Raw genomic sequence first — 14,729 nt, forward strand, 5'->3', positions numbered from 1 at the left:
CGCGCCACCGGACCGGGGCGGGACGCGGCGCCCGTACGGCGCCGGTGGCTCCCTCGCGGGCCCGTCGCGCGCACCACGTCGGCGCGCGCGAGAGGTCCGCGCCCTTCGGCCCCGTCCGCGGCCGCGCGTGCGGCGGTCACGCTTCCGGGCGAACCGTCGAGGCCCGTGATGACAGTGGGTGGCAAGGCGCGGCCTCCGTCTCGTCAGGAACGCGGGAGGGCGGGACGAGCGACGAGCCCGACGGTTCGGATGGTCCGGACGTCATCCGTGTACCGGGCGCGACGCGTTCTCCTCTCCGAGGATCCCCCGGTCCTCCGTGCGGCGCACGTGGACCTGCGCGGAGGAGGCCGGCACGGGGGCGGGGACGACCGGGAGATCCCGGCCGCGACGAAGGCGCCGAGGCGCAGTGCGGTGGCTCGCTTCCTATGCTCGGAGGGTGAGGGCTCCGGAGGAGTCCACGACCGCCGCCGGGACCGGGACCGCGGTCCTCCCCCGCTGTTCTCGAAAGCGATGACCGATGACGGAGCCGACGTCCGGGACCGGGGGCGCCGACCCGTCACCGGCGTTCCGCTCCTGGCCGGGCCGGCTGGGGTGGCTGCTCTCGGCGCTGGTCCTCGCGGCCGCGACCGTGGTCGCGCTTTCCCGGCGGCGCGAACTCGCGGAGGCGTACCACCTGATCACGCGTGTCCGCCTGCCGGGTCTCGCGGCAGCGGTGGCGCTGGAGGCGGCGTCCGTCGTGTGTTTCGCCGCTGGGCCGCGCTGGCTGCTGCGGGCGGGCGGGGTGTGGTGGAGCCTGCGCCGGATGACCTGCGCCACGATGGCCGCGAACGCGCTGGCGGGCACGCTGCCGGGCGGCGCGGCCTTCTCCGCGGCGTGGCTGTCGCAGTACGTGTCCCGGCGCGGCGCGGGCCAGGTGCTGGCGCTCGCCGTCCTGGTCGCCGCCGGCACCGCCTCCGCCCTGAGCCTGTTCCTCCTGCTGTTCCTCGGTCTGGTCACGGCCGGACCGGCCGGCCCCGCCGCCTTCGTACGCCCGGTGCTCGCCGTGCTCCTGGTGGCCCTCGCCGCGGGGCTCGTCCTCCTGGGCCTCTGCCGTTGGGCGGCCTTCCGGCGTCTGCTGCGGCGCGTCTGGACGTACGGCGGCGCGCGGTACGGGCGGGTCCGGCGGGTGGAGTCGGATCTGGGTCGTCTGGTCGGCCAGGCTCGCCGCGTGCAGCCCGGACTGCTTCCGTGGCTGTGGCCGGTCCTGTTCGCCCTCCTCAACTGGACGTTCGACGCGGCGTGCCTGGCCGCTGGGATGTGGGCTCTGGGCATCGGGGTGCCGTGGCGCGGTCTCCTTCTCTGTTACGCGCTCACACAGGTGGCGGGCAGCCTGCGCCTGACGCCCGGGAACCTGGGGATCGCCGAAGCGACCCTGTCGGCGCTGCTCGCCGTCTACGGCATGGCGCCCGGCCAGGCGATCGCCGCGACCTTCCTGTACCGCATCGTCAGCTACTGGGCGCTCCAGCCGATCGGCTGGGCGTGCTGGACGGGCCTGACCCTGGAACAGGCCCGTTCGTCGCGCAAGGGCCGGGGTCCCGGCGGAGGGCGTCGAGGACGACGGAGCCGTCGACGGTCTCGTGGGTGACCAGTTGTCCGGCCAGGCGTTCCAGGGCGGGCCGGTGGTCGCGCAGCAGCGTGATCGCGCGTTGTTCTGCCTGGCGCAGCAGCCGGGTGACCTCTTCGTCGACGATGCGCTGGGTCTGCTCCGAGTACGGTGGCCGGCCGGGCTCTTCGGTGGTCTCGCCGAGGAAGTGCGGCGAGGACGTGCCGTAGCCGATGGGGCCGAGTTCGGGTGAGAGGCCGAACTCGCGGACCATGCGGGTGGCGATCTGGGTAGCTCCGGCCAGGTCGTTGGCGGCTCCGGTCGATCCCTCGCCGAAGACCACGAGTTCGGCCGCGCGCCCGCCCAGGCGTACCGCCAGCAGGTCGGTCAGGTAGTTCTCGCTGTACAGGTGGCGCTCGGCTTCGGGGAGCTGCTCGGTGACACCGAGGGTGAGGCCCGCCGGCAGGATGGTCACCTTCGCCACGGGGTCGGCGTGCTCGCACAGTGCCGCGACCAGGGCGTGACCCGATTCGTGCACGGCGACGGAACGGCGTTCCTCGGGCAGCAGCGCGTTGGAGGACTCCCGGCGTCCGAGCAGGACACGATCGCGGGCGGCGTCCAGGTCGTGCGGTTCGATCCGGGTGCGGTCGCTCCGTACGGCGTTGATGGCGCCCTCGTTGACGAGGTTGGCGAGGTCGGCGCCGGAGAAGCCGGGCGTGGCACGGGCCACGGCGTCCAGGTCGACGTCCGGGGCCAGGTTCTTGTCCCGGGCGTGGACGGCGAGGATCGCGGCGCGTTCGGACTGGTTGGGCAGCGGCACGGTGACCTGGCGGTCGAAGCGTCCGGGGCGCAGCAGGGCCGGGTCGAGGGCGTCGGGGCGGTTGGTGGCGGCGAGGACGACGATGCCGCTGGACTGGTCGAAGCCGTCCATCTCGGACAGGAGCTGGTTGAGGGTCTGCTCGCGTTCGTCGTTTCCGCCCAGCCGTGATCCGCCGGAGCGCCGTGATCCGAGCGCGTCGATCTCGTCGATGAAGATGATCGACGGGGCGCGTTTGCGGGCCTGCTCGAACAGGTCGCGCACGCGGGAGGCGCCGACACCGACGAACATCTCCACGAACGCGGAGCCGGTCACCGACAGGAACGGCACGTCCGCCTCGCCGGCGACGGCGCGGGCGAAGAGGGTCTTGCCGGTGCCGGGCGGCCCCACCATGATCACGCCACGGGGTCCCTTGGCCCCCGCGGCGCTGTACCGGGCGGGATTGCGCAGGAAGTCGACGACCTCGCTGATCTCCTGCTTGACCCCGTCGTACCCCGCGATGTCGTCGAAGCCGGTGGTGGGCCGTTCCGCCTCGATGATCTTCGCGCGCGAGCGTCCGATGGCGCTCAAGCCGCCCGTCATCGATCCCGCGGCCCGGCGCCCCATCCACACGAAGAAGCCGATGAGCAGCAGGAACGGCAGGAACGTGAGCAGCACGGACAGCCAGACCGAGCCGCCGCCGCTGCTCTGGCCGGCCTTGATCTGCACGTGGTGGGAGGTCAGCTGCTGCTGGAGCTGGGCCCCGGTGCCCAGCGCGGTGGGGATCTGGGTGGTGAACTTCGTGCCGTTCTTCAGGGTGCCGCTGATCGCGCCCTTGTCGTCGATGTCGACCATCTGCACCTGGCTGGCGCCCACCTTCGCGACGAAGTCGCTGTAGGAGAGCGAGGTCGTCTGGGGCCCGGAGCGGGCGCGCGAGAGCAGCAGGACGACGACGAGGGTCCCCAGGATCCACCAGAAGATCCACCGTCCGCCGGCCGGCTGCGGTTGCCGGGAGGGAGGCGTGGGTGGTTCGTCCGGCGGCCCCGGTTTGGCCGGCGGCGTCGGATGCCGGTGCGGCATCCGCACTCGTGTGATGACCACTCCCACGCCCTCCTGTCGGTATGGACTCCGGCTACCAGCCTCGACCCTCTCCTTCCCGGGCGGCAGGGGTCGACCTTCCCGAACCGCGGGGGTCGAACGGCCCCGGTGGGAGCCGTCCGGTGAGCACCCGGACCGTCGGACGGCCGGCCCGGCGGGGCCGGGGTACGAGGGTCATGGCCTCGGTCCCGTCCGCGGTGGTCCGTACAGGTCGAGGAGGCGTGTGCGGGTCGCGCGCAGACGGTGTCCGATCGTCCCGGCGACCAGGGTGACCAGTGCGAGGCCGAGGTCCGGGTGCGCGGCGCACAGCGCGCCGACCGCGGCGGCGTCGAACTCCCAGGCGGTCACCGGGCTCCTGGTCCCGGCTCCGAGATGCCACTGCCGCGGTGGGCACAACCAGGACCAGCCGAGGAGCGCGCCCGCGCCGATCGTCTCGACGACGGCGGGGCCGCGTCCGGGAACGTGGACGTCCAGGGCGACCGTACCCGTGCGGATGATCCAGAAGCGGTCGGCCGCCCCGCCCTCCTCGAACACCCGGGCGCCGCCGGGGTACCGGACCTCGCGCGCGAGACCCATGAGCCGCTCCCGGTGCTCCTGCGGCAGGGCGGCGAGCAGGTCCGACGAGGACGCGGCGTCCGCGCCGGCGGTCATCCCGGTGCCCGCTTCCACGTGGCCCCCTCGTGCGGCGCGCGCGGTTCCGCGGCGGGGCCGATGCCGGTGGGGCACCGGACGACGCCGCGGCGCCCGGGGATGGTCATCCTCGTTCCTCCCGAATCCGGCCTCCGGGTCCGAAGACACCGTCCGCGGCACGACCCGCAGGGCGTCTACGGGACCCGCACGCCTTTCCCTCGTCCGCGCCCCGTCCGGTGCTGCCGGGCAGGGCGGGCGAAATCCCTGCACTCGGGGTTCCGGCACGGCCCGGGTCCCCATACCGGCACCCACACGCCCAGGGTCTTGTAACGCCGGACGACCTCCGCCACGGACCGCCCGCAGGCGGGGCAGACGTGTTCTTCACCGTCCATGCCCTCAGCCTAGGGTGGACCGGGCCCGCGCGCTCACCGTGCCGCGCGGTCTTCCCGGCCGTGCACCGACCGGCGCCCCGCCGGTGACGCATGCCGCCCGGGGTGCGGCGGTACAGCGGGCGGCGGCGGCCCCGTCAGGAGCCGTCGCAAAGGGGCGCGCCGCCCGTTCGCAGTCGCGTCCGGTGCCGTCGCCGTCGTGAACGGGGGACCGGACGGGAGGGGTGTGCGGCGTCACGGTAGATCTTGTGGGTGACGGGGCGGCCCACCGGCAGGTGGAAGGCGTCCGGCGGCAGCAGCGCGTTGTGCGCGTCGGCCAACGGCTCGTCGTTCGACGGTTCCGCCACCAGGCGGTGCGCCGGCAGGAAGCTCGCGGCGAACGGGTAGAGCCGCAGCACGTACTCCTCGGTCTTCCCGGGCTCCACCGGCACCGCGCCGGTGTGCGGGTGGTACGGGTCGCCCTCGGTGGTGCGCTCCTTGTCGAGTTCCCGGTGGGACGCCTTGAGGTAGCCGGTGGGCCCTGGTCGATCTGGAGATGGACGGGGATGTCGATGTTCCGGGCCAGGTGGACCGCGGCCACCCGCGTCCCCGCGGTGATGAAGGGTCCGGGGAGTGCTCGGCGCGGGAGCGGTCCGGTCCGCGAGACACCACCGGCCGAGATCACGCTCCCGGAACCCGGTCCAGTTCGGTGTCGGTCCGAGTGGCCCAGGCCGGCTCCCACGTCAGCAGCGTGTGTTCGACCTCGTCCAGGTCGATGTCGACGACCGGCCGGAAGCCGGCCGACTCCGCGGCGGTGATGCGCCCCGGGTCGTCGGCGGGCACGGCGAAGACGAGACGCCGGCTGAGGGGGTCCGCGTCGGCGAGCGCTTCGCGGAGTTCGGTCAGCAGGTCGGTGAGGGCGCCTTCCGCGCACGTGCCGACCCGCACCTCCAGGTCGCGCAGGCCCACGGGGTACGCGTCGCGCAGCCGGCCCCAGGCACAGCGTTCCACCCGGGCCTCGACGGTCCCGCTCCCCGCGTCCGCGCACAGGTCCCGGAAACGGCGACCACGGCTCCCGGTCCGTACCCGCCAGGACGGGCCCAGCCGGACGTCGGGCAGCGGCGGTACCTGGATCACGTCAGTCCTCCTCGACCACGACGGACCGGATGGCCGGCTTGTCGAGTTTTCCGGAGCCGTTGCGCGGGACGTCCTCGACGACCTTGAGCCGGCGCGGCAGCTTGTACCGGGCCAGGTGCCGTGCGGCGTGCTCGCGCACGGCGTCGAGGGTGAGACGGGTACCCTCCGCGACCGAGACGACCGCGGCCACGGTCTCCCCCCACTGCGGGTCGGGGACACCGACGACGGCGACGTCGAGGACGCCCGGCAGGGTGGCCAGCACATGTTCGACCTCGGCCGGATACACGTTCTCCCCGCCGCTGATGATCATGTCCTTGAGCCGGTCGACGACATACAGGTAGCCGTCGTCGTCGAGGTAGCCGATGTCCCCGGAGTGGAACCACCCCTCGGCGTCGTAGGCGGCCCCGGTCGCCTCGGGGTTGTTCCAGTAGCCGGCCGCCACGTTCGGGCCGCGGACGACGATCTCGCCGCGCGTGCCGGCGTCGACGGGCTGCCCGGTGAGGGCGTCGACCACGCGGACCTGGGTGTAGGGCATGGGGATGCCCGCCGAGCCGATCTTGTCGAGGGTGCGCTCGGCCGGAAGGTGAGTGGCGAAGGGCGCGGTCTCGGTCAGGCCCCATGCCTGCTGGAGCAGCAGGCCCCGGTCGGCGTAGCCGCGGACCAGCGAGGGCGGTACCGGGGCACCGGCGACGACGACCGCGCGCAGGGAGCCGAGGTCGTTGTCGAAGAGGCCGGGCACCCGGGCGAGCGCGGCGAACATCTGGGGCACGCCGAACATGGAGTTGACCTTCAGGCGCACCAGGTCGTCGGCACACTGCTGGGGGTCGAAGGTCCTGCGTACGACCGTGGTGCCGCCCCGGGTGAGAGTGCGCAGCGCGAAGCTGTTGAGCGCGCCGATGTGGAAAAGGGGTGCGGCCACGTAGGTGACGTCGCCCCGCCGGGTGTCCAGACGCAGTTCGACGTTGACGGAGTTCCACCAGGCGTTGCCGTGGGTCAGCACGACGCCCTTGGGCACGCCCGTCGTGCCGGAGGTGAACATCAGGACGGCCGGATCATCCGCCTGCTTGGCCACGATGGTGGGGGTGGGCTCGGCCCCGGCGACGAGTGGCGACCAGGGTTCCCAGTCCGCCGCCGGCGAGGCCGGCGCCTCGGGGTCGTCGTCGACGAGCAGGAACCGGCCGAGGTCGGTGCCGGCCTTGACCCGGTCGACGCCCGCCCGGTGGTCCTCCTCACAGACGATGGCCATGGCGCCGCTGCTCTCCAGCACCCGGGCGAGTTCGGGGTCGGCGAGGCGGAAGTTCACCGGGACGAACAGCGCGCCCAGGCGGAAGGCGGCCAGCATGGTGACGAAGAAGGCGGCGCTGTTCATGCCGAGATAGGCGACGCGGTCGCCGTCGCGGACGCCGCCGTCGGCCAGGACCGTGGACAGGCGGGCGGACTTGTCGTCGAGCTGCCGGAAGGTCAGGTCGCCTCCGGGGTAGTCGATGACGACGGCGTCGCCGTGGTACCGGGCGTTGCGGGCGACGGCCGCGGCCGGGTTCAGGTCGACCGCACGGCCGGAGTTGTGCGGGTGGGGCGTGGTCACGGTGGGCTCCTCGTTGAGCTCAGAGGTGGTCGCCGCCGGCGGCGGTGGCGAAGCCACGGACTCCGATCCCGCCGTCGACGGAGATCGCGTGGCCCGTGATGGGGCCGCTCTGATCGCGCGCGGCCAGCAGGACGTACGAACCGGTGAAGTCGCGCGGGTCGGTGCTCGAGTCGTGCAGGGGAATGGGTGGGGGCGGGGCGTCCGGGGACCTCTTCGCGAACGACGCGGACAGGGAACGCCCCGAGAGGTCGAGGGCCCCCGGGCCGCGCAGGTCGGTGTTCATGCCTCCGCACGCGACGCCGTTGACGCGGACCTTGGGGGCCAGCTCGTAGGCCAGTTCGCGCATCAGGCCGAGGCAGGCGTGCTTGCTGGCGGTGTAGAGGGGACCGCCGCCGTTGACGTAGAAGGAGGCGTTGGACAGCGTCATGACGATGCTGCCGCGGGTCTTGACCAGTTCGGGCCAGGCCGCTTCGGCCGCCAGCAGGTAGCCCTTGACGTTGATGGAGAAGATCTCGTCGAAGGCGGTGTCGAGTTCCTTGGCCGTCAGGCGGGTGAGCTGGCGCTGGTAGTCCCAGACCCCCGCGTTGGCGACGAGGGTGTCGAGCTTGCCGAAGCGGTCCACGGCGGCGGCCACGGCACGGTGCAGTGCCTCGGAGTCGCGCACGTCGGCGGCGACGGTGTGGAGCCGCTCGGGGGCGTCGGCGGCCTGGGCGACCTCGTCGAGGCGCTCCTTGTCCCGGCCGACGATGGTGACGGACGCCCCCTCGGCCAGGAAACGCTCGGCGACGGCGCGTCCGATACCGGAGCCGCCTCCGGTGATCAGCGCGGAGTACCCCTCCAGCCAGCCGCGGCTCATCACGCCTCCTCGGTGAGGAATCCGGTGACGAGCCGCTCGAACTCGTGCCGGCGTTCCAGTTGCACCCAGTGGCCGCAACGGCCGAAGACGTGCAGTTGGACGTCCTTGACCTGCTTCAGCATCAGCTGGGCGCCGTCGAGCGTGATGGTGCGGTCGTCGCGGCCCCACAGCAGCAGAGTGGGTGCCTTGATCTTGTGCAGGTCGCGCCAGAGGGGGTCCATCCCGCCGCGCTTGGCGAAGGCGGCGTTGGAGAGGTGGTAGAAGGCGATGTGGCTCTCGTCGAGGGAGGCCTCGTAGCGGGCCTTGACGACATCGGCACCGAACTGCTTGTGGTCGAAGACCATGGTGCGGATGAAGGCGCCCATCTTCTTCTCGCTGGGGCCCGTGCCGTTGTAGTAGCGGAACATCTCCTTCTGCCCTTCCGTCGGCGTCGGGCCGAAGGGCAGCCAGCCGCCGCCGGGGGCCATCAGCACCAGGCGGGTGACGCGCTCGGGGCGCTGCTGTGCCATGGCGATGGCGGCGGCGCCGCCGAGGCTGTTGCCGAGCAGGTGGAAGGTGTCGACGCCGAGGGAGTCCAACGCCGAGAAGAGGGCGTCGACGGTGATCTCGGTGATGGACCGCTCGTCGAGGTCCTTCTCGGTGGGGCGATAACTGTCGCCGAAGCCGGGCTGGTCCGGGAGCAGGACACGGAAGTGCCGCGCCAGCTCCGGCAGGTTCTGGTGGTAGTTGCTGACGCCGGAGGCGCCGGGGCCGCCGCCGTGCAGCATGACGAGCACCGGGCCGTGCCCGGTCTCCGCGACGGCGATCTCGCCGAGCGAGGTGGCCACGCGGTGGTGCTTGAGTTGGAGGTCGGTCACAGAAGTTCCCATCGGCAGTGGAGCGGCGGGCTGGAGGGGAGTGGGCTAGAAGAAGGTGGAGATGTTCTTCGCCTGGAGGGTGCTCTGGTCCAGGAGGATCGTGCGGCGGGCCACGCGCAGTCCGTCCGGTGTACGACGCAGGATGTCGGTGCGGCCGCCGGCGAAGACGTTCTCCTCGCGCTCCAGGCGGTTGCGGTAGACAAGGAAGGCCGAGCGCACCAGGAGGTCGTCCTCGGTGAAGTCGGCGTTCTCCTCCGGGTCGATGTGCCGGACCAGCACGTTGGTCACCAGGTGCCGCGTGCGCGACGGCGGGTCCTCGGCCCAGGCCATGCCGGAGTCGAAGCGGCGGATGCGCCAGGCCAGGCTCTCCCGCGTCTCGTCGTAGAAGGCCGCCTCGCCGCGTGCCGCGACGGAGAGAGCCTGCTGCCGGCGCAGTCGGTTGGTGCGTGTCGGCATCCAGTAGTCGAGGTCGTCGGCGAGCAGGTCGAGCCAGTCGGTGTAACGGCCGGCGTCGAGGAGGTCGGCCTCCTCGTAGTAGAACTGCTCGACCTCGAAGTGGGTGTCGCGGTCGGCCCGCGCGCCCGCGCGGGACCTGGTGGGTTCGGTGCTGGTGCTCACGGGGTCGTTCGATCCCTTCTGCGCATGCGGTCGGTACGGACTTGTCGTTCCTGATGGCACGTCAGTTCCGCAGGAGGGCACGCAGGTTGACGGACGGGTCGGACAGCTGGTCGGGGTCTGCCGGGACGCGGCGGTCGATCATCCGGCGGGCCGCGCGGACCGCCCCGGAGTCGTCGACCGCGGCTGCCGCCACGACGTACCCGTCGTCCAGGCCGAACACGGTGAAGGACGGGTCGTCGAACGAGCCCCTGACCACGGTGCGCGTCGCGGACGCCATGTGCCCCACGCCCTCGATGTGGTGTCCGTGCCGGTCGGTCCAGAACCACGGCGCCGCGGCGGCGGGCCCCGGCGTGCCGAGGAGAGCGGCGGCCGCTCGGGCGCCGTCCGTCTGCGCGGCCTCCCAGTGCTCGGCGCGGGGCGGCAGCGTGCCGTCGGCGAGCCGGGTCCGCGCCGAGTCCCCCACCGCGAGGACGGCCGGGTTGGAGGTCACCTGACCGCTGTCGACGACGACGCCCCGGTCGACTTCCAGGCCGGCCTGCTCGGCGAGGGTGGTGTGCGGCACCATGCCGACCCCCAGCAGGACCGCGTCGAAGGTGCGTGCCGGTTCCCCGCCGGCCAGGTGTGCCTCGATCCCCGCCTCACCGCGGTCGGTGAACGACTCCACGACCGTCTGCAGCGTCCTGACGCCGTGCCGGACGTGCAGGCCGTGCACCCAGTGGGCGAGGTCGTGCCCGAGGGCGGCGGCGAGCGGCACGGCCACGGGGTCGACGAGCGTGACCTCGCAGCCCAGGCGTACGGCGGTGGAAGCGCTCTCGGCGCCGATGAGGCCGGCGCCGACGATCAGGATCCGGGCACCGGGCACCAGCGCGGCGCGCAGCCGGGCGGCGTCCTCGGCCGTGCGCAACACGTGCACGCGCGGGCTGTCGGCGCCCTCGATGGGCGGCCGGGCGGCGGCGGCTCCGGTGGCCAGCACGACGCGGTCGGCGCTGAGCACGCGGCCGTCCGACAGCTCCAGCCCGCCCTCCGCCGCTCGCAGCGCGACGACGGTGGTGCGGTTGATCAGACGGATCCGCTGGTCGTCGTACCAGGACGGCTGCTGGAGCGCGATCTGCTCCAGGGTCCTCCCGCCCGCCAGGAAGTCCTTCGACAGCGGGGGCCGGTCGTAGGGGAACTCCCCGGGGTCGACGAGGGTGACGTCACCGTCGAAGCCCCGCGACCGCAGGGCGGCGGCGGTGCCCACACCGGCGACGCCACCGCCCACTATCACGACGCTGGTGCTCACGGGGCCTCCCCCGGGAACAGGTAGACCTCGCCGTCACGGACCTCGACACGGTGCGGACAGGCGTTCCTCGTCGCCGGAAGCCCCTGCACCTCCCCGCTCCTGAGGCAGAACTTGCTGGAGTGCAGCGGGCACTCCACGAAGCCTTCCTCCACCCAGCCCTGAGCCAGCGAGGCCGTCTCGTGGGTGCAGGTGTCGTTCAGCGCGTAGACCGTGTCGTCCGTGTCGCGCAGCAGGGCGATGTCGTCCTCGGTGCCGGTGATCGCCTTGTCGATCGCGATGCCCTCGCCCTGCGGGATGTCGTCCAGGGACGCGACGCGGATACCGTCACTCATTTGTGCTCCTCATGGCGGGCTCGTGCCAGGCCGGGGTGTTCATCAGTTCTCGCCAGCGTCCGTAGAAGGCCCGGCCCGCGGCATCGCTGTACAGCTCGCTGGTCGTGCCCGGGTAGCGGCCGTCCTCGCGTTCGGAGCCGAGGCCCATCTGGTAGTTCAGCGCGACGCCGTTGGTGATGAAGCCGTGCGAGATGGCCTGCACCTCGCTCCAGTTCTCACCGTCGTCCTGCTCGAAGATGCCGCTGGGTCCGAAGGTGCGCAGGTTGTACAGGCGCTGCGCCTCCCGTACCTCGGGGGGCATCGACTTGTCGACGATCGTCCAGGCCCACACCTCCATCCGGTCGGGTCCCTTGGGGTGCCACACGCGGATCGAGCCGTTGACCGGCAGGTAGGAGAAATTGGGGAAGACGGTGGCGTGTCCGTTGGTCAGCGGTCCCTCGACGCGGGCCTCGCCGAGGCGGGCGCGCAGCGCGTCGTAGTCCATCCACTCGTGCACGGTCCGGGCGTCGAAGCGGTTCTTCGGGTGGACCGGGAAGCCGGCACCGTTCCCGTTGCCGTCCGAGTACTGGCGGCCGGTGCGGTGCACGACCTCGTCCTTCGGCTTCTTGCCGGAGGGCGCGAGCACCATCAGAGCCGAGGCATGGCTCATGTTCACGTGGTACCAGTCCGTGGCGAACTGTTCGGCCGCCAGCTTCCAGTTGCCTTCCAGCACCCATTTGTGGACGCCGCCCACCACGACCGTGCCCTGCTCGTCGTGATCGAGCATCGCGTCCATGTACCAGGCCATGTCCCCGAGCGATTCCCGCAGGGGGACGGGCTGGGGGTTCCAGGTGCCGAAGATCAGCCCGTGGTAGCTCTCCACGTGCGGCACCTCCACCAGCCCCCACTGGTCGGCGGAGAAGTCCTCGGTGTAGCCGTCCTTGTTCGGCACGCTCGCCAAGGAGCCGTCGAGGTTGAAGGACCAGCCGTGATAGGTGCAGGTGAAGTTGCGGGTGGTGCCGGACTCCGCGCGGCACACGCGCGCACCGCGGTGGCGGCAGGAGTTCAGGTAGGCGCGGATGCGCCGGTCCCGGTCGAGAGTGACGATGACCGGGTCCTCGCCCATGTACGTCGTGAAGAAGTCGCCCGGCTTGTGGAACTGGTCGGTGTGCGCGAGGAACAGCCAGCTCGGCGCGAAGACACGGCGCAGTTCCTGTCGGTAGAGCTGCTGGTCGGTGAAGATCACGCGGTCGAGCAGTCCGCCCTCGGTGTCCACGAGCCCGGAGACGTCGATGTTCCGCGCCAGGTCTGCCGGGCGCCGCAGGGTCCCGCGCGGGGCCGGTGTGGCCGCGCCCTGGGGTTCGATCGTCGAGGTCATGCGGCAAGGCAACATCAGCGGCGCGACGGGCGGCCATGCGTCGTTCCACTCTGCGGGACACGCGCTGTCGGCGGGACACGGCGGCGGGAGAGCGTGCTCGCATGCTTGCTGCAACCGCCGTCTCCCAGAGCGCGAAGGACCCGCTCGCCGGGCTCGTCCTGGGTGACGTTCCCGAGCCCGAGTCCCGGCCCGGCTGGTCGACCGTACGTGTCGTCTCGTCGTCGCTGAACATGCACGACCTGTGGACGCTGCGCGGCGTCGGCCACCCGCCGGAGCGACTGCCCATCGTCCTCGGCTGCGACGCCGCGGGCATCGACGAGAACGGCGACGAGGTCCTCGTCCACCCGGTGATAGCCGACTCGGACGCGGGTCTGGGCGACGAGACGCTCGATCCGGGCCGTGCCCTGCTGTCCGAGCAGCACGACGGCGCCTTCGCCGAATACCTCTCCGTCCCCACGCGGAACCTGATCCCCAAGCCGGCCTGGCTGTCCTTCGACGAGGCGGCGTGCCTGCCCGTCGCCTGGGGCACGGCCTACCGCATGCTGTTCACCCAGGCGCGCGTCACCGCCGGTGACCGGGTGCTGGTGCAGGGTGCCGGCGGCGGTGTCGCCTCGGCGGCGATCAAGCTGGCGGTGGCCGCGGGCGCCGTCGTGTACGCCACCAGCCGCAGCGAGGAGAAGCGCGAGCAGGCGCGTTCCTGGGGTGTCCGGGCGGCGGTGCCGACCGGCGAGCGGCTGCCGGAGCGGGTGGACGTGGTGATCGAGACCGTGGGGGAGGCCACCTGGTCGCACTCGCTCAAGGCGCTGCGGCCCGGGGGCACCGTCGTGATCGCCGGAGCGACCAGCGGCATGAACCCGCCCGCCGATCTGGGCCGCATCTTCTACCTGCAGCAGCGCGTCCTCGGCTCGACCGGGTGCACCCGCGGTGAGCTGGTGTCCCTGCTCAAGCTCATGGACGCCACCGGAGTGCGCCCGGTGATCGACCGCACGCTGCCGCTGAGCGAGATCCACCAGGGCTTCCAACTCATGATCGACGGGCGCCTGACCGGCAAGCTCGTCGTCCACCCGTCCGGTTCCGACCAGTCAGGAGCATCGCGATGACCGCCGCCGCCGTCGGCCTGTCCCACTCCCCTCTCATCGGCAAGAACGATCCCGCGCCCGAGGTCCTGGCGGACGTCGAGCGGGCTGTCGAGTCGGCGCGTGCCTTCGTCCGCGACTTCGACCCCGAGTTGGTCGTCGTGTACGCCCCCGACCACTACAACGGCTTCTTCTACAAGGAGATGCCGCCGTTCTGCCTGGCGACGGACGCCTACGCGGTCGGCGACTTCGGTTCCACCGCCGGCCCCGTCTCGGTGGACACGGACGCCGCCCGCGCCCTCGCGCGCGGCGTCCTCGACCGCGGGATCGACCTGACGGTCTCGGCCCGCATGACCGTGGACCACGGTTTCGTCCAGCCGCTGGAGGTCCTGTTCGGTGGCATCGACAGGGTTCCCGTCGTGCCCGTGTTCGTCAACGGGGTGGCGACGCCCCTCGGGCCGGTCAGCCGCGTCCGGGCGCTGGGCACCGCGCTCGGCGAGGCCGCGGCCGCGCTGGACCGGCGGGTGCTCTTCCTCGGTTCCGGCGGCCTTTCCCACGACCCGCCGGTGCCGGTGCTGGAGGGCGCTCCGCCGCGCGTCGCCGACGCCCTCATCGAGGGGCACCCGCCCACCCCGGAGCAGCGGGCGAAGGGCGAGCAGCGCGTCATCCAGGCGGGGCGCGACTACGCGGCCGGATCGACCACGATGATCCCCATCAACCCGGCCTGGGACAACCTCGTCCTCGACACGCTCGAGGGCGGCCGGCTCGGCGACGTCGACGGCTGGAGCGTGGAGTGGATGGGCAGCGAGGGCGGCGGCTCCGCGCACGAGGTGCGGACCTGGATCGCGGCCTTCGCGTCCCTTGCTGCCACCGGCTCCTACCGGATGACCTCGCGTTTCTACGCCCCGATCCCCGAGTGGATCGCCGGGTTCGCGGTGGCGACCGCGGAGCCGGAGACCGCCCGCTGACGGGTCCCGCCTCCGCCCGTGCCGCGCGGCACCGGAGCGCGGCGCGGGCCGCGGACGGCGCGGTGGCCGGCGCCGCGAGACCGGCCTCGTCCTCCCCGCCGTGCGGGAGCGGCTCGGCTCGGGCGCACGGGACTCCGGTGTGGCGGACCCCTCCGGGCGCGCCACCGTGGCGACGTCACGGCTGACG

Annotated in this window: 13 protein-coding genes and 1 pseudogene; 3 read left to right on the top strand and 11 right to left on the bottom strand. The window is 72.5% G+C overall.

Annotation, left to right across the window (positions count from 1 at the left end):
• Positions 1-517: 517 nt before the first annotated feature.
• Complete coding sequence (locus QSK45_RS34360; RefSeq protein ID WP_490993661.1) at positions 518-1,624, top strand: lysylphosphatidylglycerol synthase transmembrane domain-containing protein; 1,107 nt, start codon at positions 518-520, stop codon at positions 1,622-1,624.
• A gap of 34 nt (positions 1,625-1,658) precedes the next feature.
• On the opposite strand, the pseudogene ftsH reads toward QSK45_RS34360, so the two are convergent.
• The 11 genes and pseudogenes from ftsH to QSK45_RS34420 all read right to left on the bottom strand — a co-directional run.
• Positions 1,659-3,458: pseudogene (gene ftsH / locus QSK45_RS34365) on the bottom strand (ATP-dependent zinc metalloprotease FtsH); the annotation flags it as partial.
• A 192-nt stretch (positions 3,459-3,650) separates the two neighbouring features.
• Entirely contained in the window at positions 3,651-4,127 is a 477-nt protein-coding gene (locus QSK45_RS34370; RefSeq protein WP_285562878.1) for a cyclic nucleotide-binding domain-containing protein, read from the bottom strand.
• Between the two features lie 505 nt (positions 4,128-4,632).
• Positions 4,633-4,926 carry a hypothetical protein gene (locus QSK45_RS34380; protein ID WP_285562833.1) on the bottom strand — a complete coding sequence of 98 codons (294 nt, stop codon included), beginning with the start codon at positions 4,924-4,926 and terminating at the stop codon, positions 4,633-4,635.
• A 229-nt stretch (positions 4,927-5,155) separates the two neighbouring features.
• Positions 5,156-5,611 (bottom strand): hypothetical protein, encoded by a 456-nt coding sequence (locus QSK45_RS34385; RefSeq protein ID WP_285562834.1) that lies wholly within the window; start codon positions 5,609-5,611, stop codon positions 5,156-5,158.
• Position 5,612: 1 nt separating this feature from the next.
• Entirely contained in the window at positions 5,613-7,196 is a 1,584-nt protein-coding gene (locus QSK45_RS34390) for an acyl-CoA synthetase (protein WP_285562835.1), read from the bottom strand.
• 19 nt (positions 7,197-7,215) lie between these two features.
• Complete coding sequence (gene hcaB, locus QSK45_RS34395) at positions 7,216-8,052, bottom strand: 3-(cis-5,6-dihydroxycyclohexa-1,3-dien-1-yl)propanoate dehydrogenase (RefSeq protein ID WP_285562836.1); 837 nt, start codon at positions 8,050-8,052, stop codon at positions 7,216-7,218.
• Positions 8,052-8,909: an alpha/beta fold hydrolase gene (locus QSK45_RS34400; RefSeq protein WP_285562837.1), complete on the bottom strand. Its 858-nt coding sequence runs from the start codon at positions 8,907-8,909 to the stop codon at positions 8,052-8,054. The genes hcaB and QSK45_RS34400 overlap by 1 nt, the downstream gene beginning before the upstream one ends.
• 45 nt (positions 8,910-8,954) lie before the next feature.
• Complete coding sequence (locus QSK45_RS34405; protein ID WP_285562838.1) at positions 8,955-9,527, bottom strand: 3-phenylpropionate/cinnamic acid dioxygenase subunit beta; 573 nt, start codon at positions 9,525-9,527, stop codon at positions 8,955-8,957.
• 61 nt (positions 9,528-9,588) lie between these two features.
• Positions 9,589-10,809: an NAD(P)/FAD-dependent oxidoreductase gene (locus tag QSK45_RS34410; protein ID WP_285562839.1), complete on the bottom strand. Its 1,221-nt coding sequence runs from the start codon at positions 10,807-10,809 to the stop codon at positions 9,589-9,591.
• The gene (locus tag QSK45_RS34415) at positions 10,806-11,141 is read right to left on the bottom strand and encodes a non-heme iron oxygenase ferredoxin subunit (protein WP_285562840.1); all 336 of its coding nucleotides are present in this window, start codon (positions 11,139-11,141) and stop codon (positions 10,806-10,808) included. The genes QSK45_RS34410 and QSK45_RS34415 overlap by 4 nt, the downstream gene beginning before the upstream one ends.
• Entirely contained in the window at positions 11,134-12,498 is a 1,365-nt protein-coding gene (locus tag QSK45_RS34420; protein ID WP_285562841.1) for an aromatic ring-hydroxylating dioxygenase subunit alpha, read from the bottom strand. The genes QSK45_RS34415 and QSK45_RS34420 overlap by 8 nt, the downstream gene beginning before the upstream one ends.
• Before the next feature lie 101 nt (positions 12,499-12,599).
• Between QSK45_RS34420 and QSK45_RS34425 the strand changes: the two genes are divergently transcribed.
• On the top strand, positions 12,600-13,598 hold the full coding sequence (locus QSK45_RS34425) for a zinc-binding dehydrogenase (RefSeq protein WP_285562842.1): 999 nt from the start codon (positions 12,600-12,602) through the stop codon (positions 13,596-13,598).
• Entirely contained in the window at positions 13,595-14,542 is a 948-nt protein-coding gene (locus tag QSK45_RS34430) for a 3-carboxyethylcatechol 2,3-dioxygenase (protein ID WP_285562843.1), read from the top strand. The genes QSK45_RS34425 and QSK45_RS34430 overlap by 4 nt, the downstream gene beginning before the upstream one ends.
• Positions 14,543-14,729: the final 187 nt, after the last annotated feature.

This window comes from Streptomyces hygroscopicus subsp. hygroscopicus (assembly GCF_030269125.1).
In the GTDB taxonomy this organism is placed as follows: domain Bacteria; phylum Actinomycetota; class Actinomycetes; order Streptomycetales; family Streptomycetaceae; genus Streptomyces; species Streptomyces hygroscopicus_C.

Coding starts and splice junctions, on each gene's coding strand:
- QSK45_RS34425 (WP_285562842.1), top strand. CDS start 12,600: ATGCTTGCTGCAACCGCCGTCTCCCAGAGCGCGAAGGACCCGCTCGCC.
- hcaB (WP_285562836.1), bottom strand. CDS start 8,052: ATGAGCCGCGGCTGGCTGGAGGGGTACTCCGCGCTGATCACCGGAGGC.
- QSK45_RS34430 (WP_285562843.1), top strand. CDS start 13,595: ATGACCGCCGCCGCCGTCGGCCTGTCCCACTCCCCTCTCATCGGCAAG.
- QSK45_RS34415 (WP_285562840.1), bottom strand. CDS start 11,141: ATGAGTGACGGTATCCGCGTCGCGTCCCTGGACGACATCCCGCAGGGC.
- QSK45_RS34370 (WP_285562878.1), bottom strand. CDS start 4,127: ATGACCGCCGGCGCGGACGCCGCGTCCTCGTCGGACCTGCTCGCCGCC.
- QSK45_RS34360 (WP_490993661.1), top strand. CDS start 518: ATGACGGAGCCGACGTCCGGGACCGGGGGCGCCGACCCGTCACCGGCG.
- QSK45_RS34420 (WP_285562841.1), bottom strand. CDS start 12,498: ATGACCTCGACGATCGAACCCCAGGGCGCGGCCACACCGGCCCCGCGC.